Source organism: Acerihabitans arboris (assembly GCF_010131535.1).
GTDB lineage: Bacteria > Pseudomonadota > Gammaproteobacteria > Enterobacterales > Enterobacteriaceae > Acerihabitans > Acerihabitans arboris.
The window spans coordinates 218015-231180 of sequence record NZ_WUBS01000009.1; the positions used below are offsets into that span (position 1 = coordinate 218015).

Consider the following 13166-nt stretch of genomic DNA (forward strand, 5'->3'; position numbering starts at 1 on the left):
CACTTATTAAATTTTAAATCAATTGTTCACTTAACAACAATGACGAATTGTGATGCGCACGACAAAATCGTCATTACCCTGGTGGCTACGTCAGTCGATAAAATTGGCATGAGTAAAATGTGATCGATCTGGCGGTTTTATTATAACGGTCAAACTAGGATTATGAACAGTTTTGAAATTAAAATTCATTTGTTCACATTTGGCCGAGGCGGTATGATGCTACAAACCCCGATGTCCAACGTGCCGCTGCTTAGCGTTCGGAACGTCAGCAAGTATTACTCCGGCGTGGCGGTATTAAAAAATATCACCTTTGCCCTGCTGCCGGGACAAATTCATGCGTTGCTCGGCGGCAATGGCGCGGGTAAGTCGACGTTGATGAAAATCATCGCCGGCGTAGTGACGCCAGACAGCGGCGCCCTGCAAATCATGGGCGAACCCTGCCCATCGCTGACGCCGGCCCGGGCGCATCACCTGGGGATTTACCTGGTGCCGCAGGAGCCCATGCTGTTTCCCAATATGACGGTAAAGGAGAATATCCTGTTCCGCCTGCCGCGCCATCAGGCCGATAGCCAAAAACTGCAGGAACTGTTACGCCGCCTGGGCTGCGATCTGCCGCTGCAGGCCCCGGCAGGTACGCTGGAGGTGGCGGATCAGCAGTTGGTGGAGATCCTGCGCGGCCTGATGCGTGATGCGCGCATCCTGATCCTCGACGAGCCCACGGCATCCCTGACCCCGGCTGAAACCCAGCGCCTGTTCCAGCAGGTACGCGATCTGGCCGGGCAGGGCGTCGGGGTAGTGTTTATTTCCCATAAGCTGCCCGAGGTCCACGCCCTGGCGGATGTCGTCAGCGTCATGCGCGACGGCGTCATCACCCTCAGCGGCGCCATCGGCCAGTATGATACCGACGCGCTTATCCAGGCGATCGCCCCGATCGCGCGGACGGACGGACTGCCCATAGCGCAGAAAATGTGGCTTGAATTACCGGGCCAGCGCAATACCTTCGCTGCGCGCGGGCCGGTATTGGACGCCCTGAAGTTGACCGGCGAGGGATTTAAGGAGGTTTCGTTTAGCGTCAATGCCGGGGAAATCGTCGGCCTGGCCGGCGTCGTGGGCGCCGGGAGAACCGAACTGGCGGAAACGTTGTACGGACTGCGCCCGCTGCGCGGCGGACAGCTGCGGTTCGAGGGGCGCGATATCGGCGCGCTGACGCTGGCCCAGCGGCTGGAGGCCGGGCTGGTATACCTGCCGGAGGATCGGCAGTCATCCGGGCTCTACCTGGATGCGCCGCTGTACTGGAATACCGATGCGCTGTCCGCCGGTCGTCGCGACTGGTGGCTTCATCCACGCAGGGAAAAAGCCACCCTGGAACGTTATCGTCGCGCGCTGGGCATCAAATATGCCGACCCCGATCGGCCGGCGCGTACCCTTTCCGGCGGCAACCAGCAAAAGTTGCTGATTGCCAAGTGCCTGGAAGCGCAGCCCCGTCTTTTGATTGTCGACGAGCCGACCCGCGGTGTCGATGTGTCGGCGCGCGCCGATATTTATCAGCTGCTGCGCGGGGTGGTGGCGCAAAATGTCGCGCTGCTGCTGATTTCCTCCGATCCGGAGGAGATAACCCTGCTGGCGGATCGGGTATTTGTCATGCATCAGGGGCAACTCGGCGCGCCCATGCCGGGTGGGCAAGCCAACGTTGAACAGATGATGCGCATGGCGTTTGGTTCCCCTGCCCCGGGTACGGAGGCCGCCGATGCTTAGGCTGTTGCAAAATAACCGGGAATTTACCGCCTTGCTGGCCATCCTGGCGCTGTTTGTGCTGCTGGGCGCCCTCGATCGCAGCTATATCGGGTTCCAGACGCTGTCGATGATCTTCAGCAGCGCCCAAATCCTGATGCTGCTGGCGATGGGGGCCGCGCTGGTGATGTTAACGCGCAATATCGACGTGTCGGTGGGATCGGTTGCCGGGCTGTGCGCGGTTACGCTGGGATTGCTGCTGAATGCCGGCTGGATGTTGACGACCGCCATTTTGTTCACCCTACTGGTCGGGCTGGTGGCGGGGCTGTTTAACGGCGTGCTGGTGGCCTGGTGTCGTATCCCTGCCATTGTCGCCACGCTCGGTACCCTGGGGTTATACCGCGGCCTGATGCTGTTGCTGACCGGCGGCAAATGGATCGAGGGCCTGCCGTCCGGATTAAAGGCCTTATCCAGTCCCTCCTGGTTAGGCATCTCGCCTATCGGCTGGCTGATCATGCTGCTGCTGGCCGGGTTGTTCTGGCTATGCTCGCGCAGCGCGTTCGGCCGCAGTTTCTATGCGGTGGGGGACAACCTGCAGGGCGCGCGCCAGCTGGGGGTGCCGGTCAACGCCATTCGTATCACCGCTTTTGCCGTCAATGGCCTGATGGCGGCGCTGGCCGGGATCGTCTTTGCGTCGCAAATAGGTTTTGTCCCCAACCAGACCGGCAGCGGGCTGGAAATGAAAGCCATTGCCGCCTGCGTGCTGGGGGGCATCAGCCTGCTGGGCGGCACCGGCACGGTGTTCGGGGCCATTCTCGGCGCTTATTTCCTGACGCAAATCGACAGCGTGCTGGTGCTGTTGCGCCTGCCGGCATGGTGGAACGATTTTATCGCCGGCCTGGTGTTGCTCGGCGTGCTGATCTTTGACGGCCGGCTGCGCCGGGCGCTGGAGCTTAACCGCCGCCGCCAGAAATACGCCCGCTTCATGCCTGCGCCGGCGAAGGCCAAAGATGCTAAAAAACGGCCCGGCAACGGCACGCGGCCGGCGTCGCCCGGCGCCCATAAAAAGAACAGCGGGGTGGCCTGATGAACCGGATGAAAATGAAAAATTATGGTTGGGAAGGCGCGCTGGTACTGCTGCTGCTGGCCGAGATCCTGCTGTTCGGCGCGCTGAATCCGCGCATGCTGGATCTGAATATGCTGCTGTTCAGCACCAGTGATTTTATTGCCATCGGCATCGTCGCCCTGCCGCTGACCATGGTTATCGTCAGCGGGGGAATCGATATTTCTTTTGCCGCCACCGTCGGGCTATGCGCCATCGCGCTCGGGGTATTGTTCCAGGGCGGGGTGCCGATGGCGCTGGCCATTCCTTTGACCCTGCTGCTCGGGCTGGCCTGCGGCCTGCTGAACGCCGGGCTGATCCTTTACACCGGCGTGAATCCGCTGGTGATAACCCTTGGCACGCTGTACCTGTTCGGCGGCAGCGCCCTGCTGTTGTCGGGACTGGCGGGCGCCACCGGTTTTGAAGGCATCGGCGGTTTCCCCGCCGCCTTTAGCGATTTCGCCAATCTGGCGCCGGGCGGCCTGCCGATGCCGTTGCTGCTGTTCCTGCTAACGCTGGCGGGGTTCTGGCTGCTGATGCATCGCATGCGCCTTGGCCGCAACTGCTTTGTGATCGGCCAGAACGCGCGCGTGGCGCGCTACAGCGCGGTACCGGTCGGACGGACGCTGTGCGCGGTATATGGCTTGACCGGGCTGGCGTCGGCGGTGGCCGCGGTGCTGCTGGCGTCCTATTTCGGCTCCGCCCGCTCCGATCTGGGCGGAGCGCTGCTGATGCCGGCGATAACCGCCGCGGTGCTAGGCGGGGCCAATATCTACGGCGGTTCCGGCTCGATCCTCGGCACCGCCCTGGCGACCCTGCTGGTGGGCTTTTTACAACAAGGGCTACAGATGGCGGGGGTAGCCAACCAGGTTTCCAGCGCCCTGTCCGGCGCGCTGTTGATCCTGGTGGTAATCGGCCGCTCCGCCAGCCTGCACCGGGAAATATTAATCCGCTTCCTGACTCGCCGGCTGCGTCCGCGGGTTCCCTAATGAATATCTCTGAGATCAATGGAGTCGAACATGGATAACAACATCTGGCGCAACCTGGCAATGGCGGGCGCGTTTTGCCTGGCGACGGCGGGCCTGGCGACCGCACAGGCCGCCGAGCGCATAGCCTTTATCCCTAAACTGGTGGGCGTGGGCTTTTTTACCAGCGGCGGCAACGGCGCGCTGGCGGCCGGCAAGGAACTGGGCATCGACGTCACCTACGATGGCCCGACCGAGCCCAGCGTCTCAGGGCAGGTGCAGTTGATCAATAACTTCGTCAACCAGGGTTATAACGCCATCATCGTATCGGCGGTGTCGCCCGATGGACTGTGCCCGGCGCTGAAACGGGCGATGGCGCGCGGGGTGAAGGTACTGACCTGGGATTCGGATACCAAGCCGGAATGCCGTTCGGTCTATATCAACCAGGGCACGCCCAAACAGCTCGGCGCGCTGCTGGTGGACATGGCGGCCAAACAGGTCGCCAAGGAGCAGGCCAAGGTGGCGTTTTTCTACTCCAGCCCGACCGTGACCGATCAAAATCAATGGGTGAAAGAAGCGAAGGCCAAAATCAGCGCCGACCATCCGGGCTGGACTATCGTCACTACCCAGTTTGGTTATAACGACGCCACCAAATCCCTGCAAACCGCCGAAGGCATCCTGAAAGCCTACCCGGATCTGGATGCGATTATCGCGCCGGACGCCAACGCGCTGCCCGCTGCCGCCCAGGCGGCGGAAAATCTTGGACGCAAGGGCGTGGCTATCGTCGGCTTCAGCACGCCTAACGTCATGCGTCCTTATGTTCAGCGCGGCACGGTAAAGACCTTCGGCCTGTGGGATGTGGTACAGCAGGGCAAGATTGCGGTGTACGTGGCCCATGAAATGCTGCGCAAAGGCGACATGAATGTCGGCGATAAGCTGGCCATACCGCAGGTGGGCGAGGTGGAAGTCTCCGCCAATAGCGTGCAGGGATATCAATATGAAGCCAAGAACAACGGCATCGTCCTGCTGCCGGAACGCGTGCAGTTCAATAAGGACAATATAGACAAATATGACTTTTAACCGCCTGTGGAGGAGGAGTGATTATGGCAGATTTGGACGATATCAAGGACGGTAAGGATTTCGGCGTTGGCGTTGAACAGCGTAATACGCCGTTTTTCCTCAAGGGCAGCGGAGCGCTAGACTGGGGCATGCAGTCGCGGCTGGCGCGGATTTTTAATCCCGGGTCCGGCCGCACGGTGATGCTGGCGTTTGATCACGGCTATTTCCAGGGGCCGACCACCGGCCTGGAGCGTATCGATCTGCATATTGCGCCGCTGTTCGCCCATACCGACGTGCTGATGTGCACCCGCGGCATCCTGCGTAGCGTGGTGCCGCCGGCGGTTAACAAACCGGTGGTGCTGAGGGCGTCCGGCGCCAACTCCATCCTCGGCGAACTGTCGAACGAAGCGGTGGCGGTGTCCATCGAGGATGCGCTGCGCCTGAACGTGGCGGCGATGGCGGCGCAGGTTTATATTGGCAGCGAATACGAGCATCAGTCGATAAAAAATATTATCCAGCTGGTGGACCAGGGCACGCGCTATGGCATGCCGACCATGGCGGTCACCGGAGTGGGCAAGGATATGGCGCGGGACCAGCGCTATTTTTCGCTGGCGACGCGCATCGCCGCCGAGATCGGCGCGCAGGTAATCAAAACCTACTATACCGATACTGGTTTTGAACGCGTGGCGGCCGGTTGCCCGGTACCCATCGTGATTGCCGGCGGTAAAAAGCTGCCCGAGCGCGACGCGCTGGAGATGTGCTATCGCGCCATCGACCAGGGTGCTTCCGGGGTGGACATGGGGCGTAATATTTTCCAGTCCGCCGCGCCGGTGGCCATGCTTAAAGCGGTGCAGGCGGTAGTGCATCGGGGCGAAAACGCGGAACGCGCCTACGAGCTGTTCCAGAGCGAACAACACGCGGCGCAAGGAGGACAGTGATGCACGTGACGCTGGTGGAGATCAATGTAAAACCCGACAAGGTCGATGAATTCCTGGCGGTTTTCCGGCAAAATCACCTCGGTTCGGTACAGGAGCCGGGTAATTTACGTTTTGACGTGCTGCGGGACGAACAGGTGGCCAGCCGGTTTTACATTTACGAGGCCTATCGCGATGAACAGGCGGTGGCGGCGCATAAAAAAACCGCCCACTACCTGCGCTGCGTCGAGCAGCTGGAACCCCTGATGACCGGACCGCGCAAGAAGACCGCCTTTATCGGCCTGCTGCCCGAGCCGACATGATCTTCATGTCATGAGCGGCAAGGGCCGTCAGGGTTGCCACAGCGGTTCCGTGCCGCTGAGCTTGCGATCGAGGAAATACGCGGCGCTGATCAATGCCAGGTGGGTCAGCGCCTGCGGCGTGTTGCCCAGCGGGTAGCCCCGCTGGTCGAACTCTTCGGCAAACAGGCCGAGCGGATTGGCATAGCTGAGCAGTTTTTCGAATTCGAAATGCGCTTCCTCCAGCCGGCCCGCGCGCGCCAGGCACTCCACATACCAGAATGAGCACGCGGCAAAGGCGCCCTCACTGCCGGACAACGTATCGGCGGGGGTATTTTCATGATTATAGCGCCTTACCAGCCCGTCCTGGACCAGGTTAGCCTTGATGGCGTCAAGGGTGGCGATCCAGTCGGGGTCGGTGGCGCCGACAAAACGAAACAGCGGCATCAACAGCATGGACGCATCCAGGTCGCGGCCGTGGCGCGTGGACGTAAAATGGCCCAACTCCGGGTTCCAGAAATGGGTCCAGATATCCTCGCGAATATCGGTGCGCGCCCGATCCCAGCGATCGTAGGGCATGGGGAGCGAACGTTTCATCCCCAGGCGCAGCGCGCGATCGATTGCCACCCAGCACATCAGCCGAGAGTGCAGGAAGTGCTGAGGTTTACCGCGCATTTCCCAGATTCCGGCGTCGGTCTGGTTCCAGCACTCGCAAACATGGTCGATCATCTTGACGATATGCTGCCAGCCACGGTGTGAAATCGCCTCGCCGTATTTATTCGCCAGGTAGATGGCATCCATCAGTTCCCCATAGATATCCAGCTGGAGCTGCCGGTAGGCTTCGTTACCGATGCGCACCGGCGCTGAGCCGGCGTAACCGGACAGGTTCGGCAGGCTTTCCTCGGGTAGCTCGGTCCCGCTGTCCAGCCGATACATAACCTGCAGCTTGTCCGGCTCGAACTGGCTGTTTTCCATGCAACGCCCGACCCATTTGGTAAAGGCGCCCGCTTCCTCGACATAACCCAGGCGCATCAGGGCGTAGACGGTGAACGAGGCGTCGCGGATCCAGGAGGCGCGATAGTCCCAGTTGCGCTCGCCGCCCAGATGCTCAGGCAGGCCGAAGGTGGCGGCGGCGGCGATGGAACCGTGTTTCCAGGAAGTCAGCAGCTTAAGCGCCAGCGCCGAGCGGCTAACCATTTCACGCCAGCGGCCCTTATAACTGCTGGTGGCGCACCAGCGGCGCCAATAGCGCAGCGTGGCCTCGTAACAAGCCTGGGTATTGTCCAGGTCTAACCGTGGATCACGGGCGCTGCCGAAAATAAATTCCGCCTGTTCGCCGGCTTTCAGCACAAAGCGGGCCACGGCGGCGCTGCCCGAGGCGGTATGCAAGGGAATGCTGGCCGCCAGGCGCAGGGTGGGCTGGCCGGGAGCGGTAAAATCCACCATCCCCCGCTTAAGGCGGGCGCGGGTAGCGGCGCGGGCATAATCATGCACCGGCGCGCAGCGCAGCGTAAAGCTGGCCTCGCCCTGCAGGACTTCCAGACGGCGGATAATACGCGGCATCCGATCCCCGTCGTCGCAAATCGGCATGAAATCGGTCACCTCCGCCAGCCCGTTATCGTCCAGCCAACGGGTTTGCAGGATATTGCTGTCCGGCAGGTACAACTGCTGCCGGCGCGCGTCCGGCCAGTCCGGCGACAGACTGAAAATGCCCGCCGCGTCGGTGTCCAGCAGAGCGCTGAACACCGACGGACTGTCGAGATCGGGCCAGCAGAAATAGTCGATGCTGGCGTCAAGGGCGACCAATGCGCAGGTCTGCAAATCGCCGATAATGCCATGTTCCCCAATGCGTCGCATCGCGTCGGTCTTAGGTAAGTCAGCCATGTTCCTGATTTCCTGAATAGGCGCTATGCCGCTATGTTTATTCATTGTAATCTTAACTATAGCGCAGGAATTGGCCGGATGAATCGATTGTCCCGCCGTCGCGCCAGAAGGGAATTATCCATTATTGTCTATGGGATAATATGGGGTATCAACGTGAAGCTTTAGCCCGTGCGCAATAAAGATGCTGGGAAGGTGAAAACTGATGGTGGGGAATAAACATACTGTTCAATTCTGATATGAAATTATCTGCCAATGTTATGGCTGCATTTGATTTTATGCAAAAAATTCGGCGTTGTTAATCACCGGTATATCACAATCGGCCTATATCACATCATCTCGATGGCAGAGCGCTTTCTACCCGATAATAAATATGTTTTAATGCATGGCTATTCCAACGCGATAACACCAGACATTTGCCGGTGCAGGAGAAGAAGCATGTGTAAATTCGGCCCCAGCTTCTACGAGTTTCTTTTTGACAGTAATATCGAGTTCATTAAGAAGCCTGATGGAAATACGATAATTTTTGGAGCCCTGAATTTAACCCATACGGGAATCAGGCATATTCCGCAAAAGCTGATAATTGTTAACTCGCTTATAATGAGATATTGCGATATTGAATCGCTCCCCGCTGGCCTGCAGGTATTTGATGACCTGGATTTAAAGAATACGCCTATCAAGCGGTTGCCAAATGACCTCCACGTGGGGGGTAGCCTCTTCCTGGAAAACTCGCAAATCAGCGAACTGCCGGACAACCTGGAGATTGAGGGCGGATTGGATCTTGAAAATACGCCGATAAAAAAGTTACCACATAATCTCTGCGTCGGTGATTATCTTAATATACAGGGCACCAATATAACCGATTTGCCGGAAGATCTCTATGTGGGGCATAGCTTGTTGCTGGATAATGAAAAAATCAGCAATAACGCGGCGTATCGGAATATCCTGGCCAGCGGGGTGATTTGGCCGCGGAAACGTCAATATATTAACAGGAATGTTAAGATATTAACAAAGGTTGCCAATACTGACTCCAGCCATAAGCGGTGCGTGTTTTTCTAGCGGCGCCATCCCCTCCTTGTGCGATCCCCATCCTGGTGAGAGGTGTTATGCGGATCGCGAACTCCGGCCGGTTGCACTTTATCGACGGGCTTGTTATTAATTTTTCTTATAGCGATATTAATAAAATGAGTGGGGGTTATCCCGTTGTTGCCGCCGGTTTTATGGAATAGTAGCGGCAACGCATCAGATACGTTGTTTACGGCCCGGTGTAACGGCACCGGGCGTCATTGTTGCCACGGAGACAGAATCATGACCCACTTTATTAACGGTAGCTGGCGCAGCGGCAAGGGCGATCATTTTACCAAAGTTTGCCCGGTCGGCGGAGCGCTATTATGGCAGGGTAACGAGGCGAACGCGCTACAGGTCGAGGAGGCATGCCGGGCCGCCCGCGCCGCGTTTCCCTCCTGGGCCAGGCTTCCTTTGGCCGGGCGCGTAGAGCTGTTGCGGGCGTTTGCCGGCGTGCTTGAACAGCATAAAACAGAACTGGCGACCGTTATTGCCCGCGAGACCAGCAAGCCCCTGTGGGAAAGCCAGACCGAAGTTCAGGCCATGATCAATAAGGTCGCCGTTTCCCTGACGGCTTACCAGGCCCGTACCGGCGACAGCTCAGCTACCATGGGCGACGGCCAGGCCAGTTTGCGCCATCGGCCGCACGGCGTGCTGGCGGTGTTCGGTCCGTATAACTTTCCGGGACATTTGCCCAACGGCCATATGGTCCCAGCGCTGCTGGCGGGTAATACCCTGGTATTTAAACCCAGCGAACTGACGCCGATGACCGCGGAACTGACCCTGCGCCTGTGGCAAGAGGCCGGATTGCCCGCCGGCGTGATTAACCTGGTGCAGGGCGGCCGGCAGACCGGCATGGCGCTGGCGCAATCCAATGAAACCGACGGGCTGTTGTTTACCGGCAGCGCCAATACCGGTTATCAGCTGCACCGGCAACTGGCCGGCCGGCCCGAGAAAATGCTGGCGCTGGAAATGGGCGGCAATAACGCCCTGATTGTCGAACAGGCGGACGACGTGGATGCGGCGGTAAACATTATTATCCATTCGGCCTTTATCTCCGCCGGCCAGCGCTGTACCTGCGCCCGGCGGCTGCTGGTCAGGCGCGGGGCGGCGGGGGACGCGCTGCTGCGCCGCCTGGTGGCGGTAAGCGCCGCCTTGCGCATCGGGGCCTGGGATAGCCAGCCGCCGCCGTTTATGGGCGGCGTGATAAGCCTGCAGGCCGCCGCCGGTCTCATCGTGGCGCAGGAGCAACTGTTGGCCGCGGGAGGCAAAGCCTTGCTGGCCTTGCGTCAACCGCGGGCGGACAGCAGCCTGCTGACGCCGGGAATTATCGATATCACCGCCGTGCCTGACGCGCCGGATGAGGAATATTTCGGTCCTTTGTTAAGCGTTATCCGTTATGACGATTTTGACCAGGCCATCCATATTGCCAACCACACCCGTTTCGGGCTGGCCATGGGACTGATTTCCCCCCATCGCCATCATTTCGACCAGTTGTTGCTTGAAGCCCGCGCCGGTATCGTTAACTGGAATAAACCGCTGACCGGCGCCGCCAGCAGCGCGCCTTTCGGCGGCATAGGCGCTTCCGGCAACCACCGGCCCAGCGCTTTTTACGCGGCGGATTATTGTGCCTGGCCGATGGCGTCGCTGGAGAGCGAACGCCTGACCTTGCCGGATCAGCTGGCGCCGGGACTGTCATTTCCCGGTTAAATATCGGAGCTGACATGTTCCTTGCAGTAGCGTTTTTATATTCCAGCGGAGTGAAACCGATCTGCCGACGTCATGGAACGCGCGCTGTATAATACCGTCCTGGCGGGCATGGCCCTGGACGGCAAGCACTTTTTTTATGTCAACCCGCTGGAGGTCAATCCCGCCGCCATCAAATGCAACCATATCTACGATCATGTCAAAACGGTGCGCCAGCAGTGGTTCGGCTGCGCCTGCTGCCCGCCGAACATCGCGCGCATCCTGGGATCCCTGGGTCATTATATTTATACCGGAACCGACGATACGCTGTTTGTTAACCTGTATATCGGCAGCGAGGTTCAGGTAGCGATCGGCGAACACACCCTGACGCTGCGCCAGGACGGCAATTATCCCCGGGATGAGGTTATCGATCTGGAGGTCTGTTGCGAAGCGCCGGTGAAGGCGACAGTGGCGCTGCGGCTCCCGGCCTGGTGTCCCGCCCATGTGGTCACCCTGAACGGCGAGCCGTTGACCCTGGATGCGCGCCAGGGTTATCTCTATGTTTGCCGCCAATGGTTATCCGGGGATGGCATCCGGCTAATCCTGCCGATGCCGGTACGGCGCGTGCGCAGTAATCCGCTGGTGCGTCATAACCGTGGCAAGTTGGCGCTACAGCGCGGGCCGCTGGTTTATTGCCTGGAGCAGGCCGACAACGGCGCGAACCGCGGGGAAGGGGAAATGCGTGTCTGGGTCGATGAGGCGGAACCGGCAACCGGCCGGGACTGACGCCGGCGTGGAGATAGCGCCCCGCTTCCACCGGCTCGCTACACGCCCGGACGATCCGCCGGGAAAGTAACTACTGGACAGGCCGCTCACGGATATGCGTATTTTAGCCGCTGACCAGGGCGATAATCGCTGATATGATTGCGGGATTAATGGGTTCATTGTCCGCGAAGGCAAACCCCGGCTCAGTATAAGGTAGGGATATGGATATCAATATCAATAAAGGCTTGGCGGTGGCGGCGCTTTGCGCGTTTCTCGGCGCCTGCGCGCCGTCGCCGCGCGCCCCGGCGGCGGATGCGGCAACGCCCCCGGGGCCAAAGGATAGGTTACCGGGATCGGCGGCGGTCTGCGCCGCTCCGGGCGACGTCACGGGGATGGAATATTACCAGTCCACCAAGCAGGCCTACCTGGACGCGGGAATGGATGACGGGATCGCTACTTACCTTGCCCATACCGCCACCGCCATGATGACCTGCATCTGGCAGGAGGAGTTTAGCCAATTCGCGGGCAGGACCTGCTCGGTGGAATTGGATTTTACCGGTGCGCTGCCCGAAAAACATTTTGCCGGCGACCGGGAGTTCTGCGCCTTTATCGAAAAACAAATCGCCCCGGTTGTCATTTCACCGCCGCCGGCCGACTACCTGCGGCAGCATAAAAAGCTGACGATTGAATTCACTCCCGGCTAGCGGCGTATTCCCCGCCGTTCATACATTGCGTTTGGCAAATTCCTGGCCCAGCCAGTCGATAAATACCCGCACCCGAGGCGATAGCTGGCGGTTGCGCGGGTAAAGCACCGATACCGGGATGGGGGCCGGGGGGTAGTCCGCCAGCAGCGGCAGCAGGGTGCCGCACGCCAGATCGCCGGCAACGTGATAACGCGGCACCTGGATAATCCCAAGACCCAGCCGCGCCGCCGCCACCAGGCTCTCCGCGCCGGTAACCGATACCGTGGTGGGCAGCGTCCGGCTGTGGACGGTGCCGTCGATGGTGAATTCCAGCGGCATGAGGGCGCCGGTGGCGGACGAGCGGAATCCGATCGTCCGGTGCCCCTCCAGATCCGCCGGCGAGACCGGCAGGCCGAAGCGCTTAATATAATCCGGCGAGGCGCAGGTGGCCTCTTCCAGCGCCCCGAGGCGCCGCGCCGCCATATCGCTGTCTATCAGCTTGCCTACCCTAACCACGCAATCGATCCCTTCACGCACCGGATCCACCAGACGATCGCTCTCGCTCATGAAAAACTCGATATCGGGATAAAGCGCCAGGAAAGCAGGCAGGCCGGGCAGCAGGAAATGGCGCGCCAGGGTGCCGTGCGCATCCACCCGCAGCAGTCCCTTGGGCCGGGCGCCGATAAACGCGTTTTCGGCATCCTCCACCGCCGCCAGGATCATCAGGCAACGCTGGTAGTAGGCCTCGCCATCCAGCGTCGGACTGACATGGCGGGTAGTCCGGTACAGCAACCGTACCTTAAGCCGGGTTTCCAGTTGTTTGACCGCATCGGTGGCGGTGGAGCGCGGGATGGCCAGATCCTGTGCCGCCTGCGTAAAGCTGCGCTGTTCCACCACGCGGGTAAACACCCGCATGGCATCGTATCTGTCCACGTTATTGTTACCGATTTTCGGATAGTGTTGTCGAATATTAGGGGATTATCCGGTTAAATAAAAGGTCCATCATGTGTCCACCG

The 13166-nt window shown here is 59.9% G+C and carries 11 protein-coding genes and 1 pseudogene; 10 read left to right on the forward strand and 2 right to left on the reverse strand.

Features of this window, described 5'->3' with window-relative positions; all coding sequences use genetic code 11:
• Positions 1-216 precede the first annotated feature (216 nt).
• The 6 genes from lsrA to lsrG are packed head-to-tail and all read left to right on the forward strand — an operon-like array spanning position 217 to position 6094.
• Positions 217-1755, forward strand: a complete 1539-nt coding sequence (gene lsrA, locus GRH90_RS14240) for an autoinducer 2 ABC transporter ATP-binding protein LsrA (RefSeq protein WP_246236063.1) — start codon at positions 217-219, stop codon at positions 1753-1755.
• Positions 1748-2818, forward strand: coding sequence for an autoinducer 2 ABC transporter permease LsrC (gene lsrC, locus GRH90_RS14245; protein WP_162366616.1), 1071 nt, complete (start codon positions 1748-1750; stop codon positions 2816-2818). Before lsrA ends, lsrC begins: the two co-directional genes overlap by 8 nt.
• Positions 2819-2832: 14 nt before the next feature.
• Positions 2833-3822, forward strand: coding sequence for an autoinducer 2 ABC transporter permease LsrD (gene lsrD / locus GRH90_RS14250; RefSeq protein ID WP_376766081.1), 990 nt, complete (start codon positions 2833-2835; stop codon positions 3820-3822).
• Between the two features lie 30 nt (positions 3823-3852).
• Positions 3853-4878: an autoinducer 2 ABC transporter substrate-binding protein LsrB gene (gene lsrB / locus GRH90_RS14255; protein ID WP_178113153.1), complete on the forward strand. Its 1026-nt coding sequence runs from the start codon at positions 3853-3855 to the stop codon at positions 4876-4878.
• Positions 4879-4901: 23 nt separating this feature from the next.
• A complete protein-coding gene (gene lsrF, locus GRH90_RS14260) occupies positions 4902-5795 on the forward strand; it encodes a 3-hydroxy-5-phosphonooxypentane-2,4-dione thiolase (RefSeq protein ID WP_162366618.1) in 894 nt (297 codons plus the stop codon).
• Entirely contained in the window at positions 5795-6094 is a 300-nt protein-coding gene (gene lsrG / locus GRH90_RS14265; protein WP_162366655.1) for a (4S)-4-hydroxy-5-phosphonooxypentane-2,3-dione isomerase, read from the forward strand. Before lsrF ends, lsrG begins: the two co-directional genes overlap by 1 nt.
• Positions 6095-6121: 27 nt before the next feature.
• On the opposite strand, the gene GRH90_RS14270 is transcribed toward lsrG, so the two are convergent.
• Positions 6122-7954: a glycoside hydrolase family 15 protein gene (locus tag GRH90_RS14270; protein WP_162366619.1), complete on the reverse strand. Its 1833-nt coding sequence runs from the start codon at positions 7952-7954 to the stop codon at positions 6122-6124.
• 435 nt (positions 7955-8389) lie between these two features.
• Here GRH90_RS14270 and GRH90_RS14275 point away from each other — a divergent pair, with 435 nt between their 5' ends.
• The 4 genes and pseudogenes from GRH90_RS14275 (at position 8390) to GRH90_RS14290 (ending at position 12171) form a co-directional block, all read left to right on the forward strand.
• On the forward strand, positions 8390-9010 hold the full coding sequence (locus GRH90_RS14275; protein WP_162366620.1) for a hypothetical protein: 621 nt from the start codon (positions 8390-8392) through the stop codon (positions 9008-9010).
• Positions 9011-9259: 249 nt separating this feature from the next.
• Positions 9260-10726: a succinylglutamate-semialdehyde dehydrogenase gene (gene astD / locus GRH90_RS14280; RefSeq protein ID WP_162366621.1), complete on the forward strand. Its 1467-nt coding sequence runs from the start codon at positions 9260-9262 to the stop codon at positions 10724-10726.
• Positions 10727-10789: 63 nt separating this feature from the next.
• Positions 10790-11419 (forward strand): annotated as a pseudogene (locus GRH90_RS14285) (beta-L-arabinofuranosidase domain-containing protein); the annotation flags it as partial.
• Positions 11420-11688: 269 nt separating this feature from the next.
• Positions 11689-12171, forward strand: a complete 483-nt coding sequence (locus GRH90_RS14290; RefSeq protein WP_162366623.1) for a hypothetical protein — start codon at positions 11689-11691, stop codon at positions 12169-12171.
• A gap of 18 nt (positions 12172-12189) precedes the next feature.
• Here GRH90_RS14290 and GRH90_RS14295 read toward each other — a convergent pair whose 3' ends face one another.
• On the reverse strand, positions 12190-13083 hold the full coding sequence (locus GRH90_RS14295; RefSeq protein ID WP_162366624.1) for a LysR family transcriptional regulator: 894 nt from the start codon (positions 13081-13083) through the stop codon (positions 12190-12192).
• Positions 13084-13166 lie beyond the last annotated feature (83 nt).

Coding starts and splice junctions, on each gene's coding strand:
- lsrC (WP_162366616.1), top strand. CDS start 1,748: ATGCTTAGGCTGTTGCAAAATAACCGGGAATTTACCGCCTTGCTGGCC.
- lsrB (WP_178113153.1), top strand. CDS start 3,853: ATGGATAACAACATCTGGCGCAACCTGGCAATGGCGGGCGCGTTTTGC.
- GRH90_RS14270 (WP_162366619.1), bottom strand. CDS start 7,954: ATGGCTGACTTACCTAAGACCGACGCGATGCGACGCATTGGGGAACAT.
- GRH90_RS14275 (WP_162366620.1), top strand. CDS start 8,390: ATGTGTAAATTCGGCCCCAGCTTCTACGAGTTTCTTTTTGACAGTAAT.
- lsrF (WP_162366618.1), top strand. CDS start 4,902: ATGGCAGATTTGGACGATATCAAGGACGGTAAGGATTTCGGCGTTGGC.
- astD (WP_162366621.1), top strand. CDS start 9,260: ATGACCCACTTTATTAACGGTAGCTGGCGCAGCGGCAAGGGCGATCAT.
- lsrD (WP_376766081.1), top strand. CDS start 2,833: ATGAAAAATTATGGTTGGGAAGGCGCGCTGGTACTGCTGCTGCTGGCC.
- lsrA (WP_246236063.1), top strand. CDS start 217: ATGCTACAAACCCCGATGTCCAACGTGCCGCTGCTTAGCGTTCGGAAC.
- GRH90_RS14290 (WP_162366623.1), top strand. CDS start 11,689: ATGGATATCAATATCAATAAAGGCTTGGCGGTGGCGGCGCTTTGCGCG.
- lsrG (WP_162366655.1), top strand. CDS start 5,795: ATGCACGTGACGCTGGTGGAGATCAATGTAAAACCCGACAAGGTCGAT.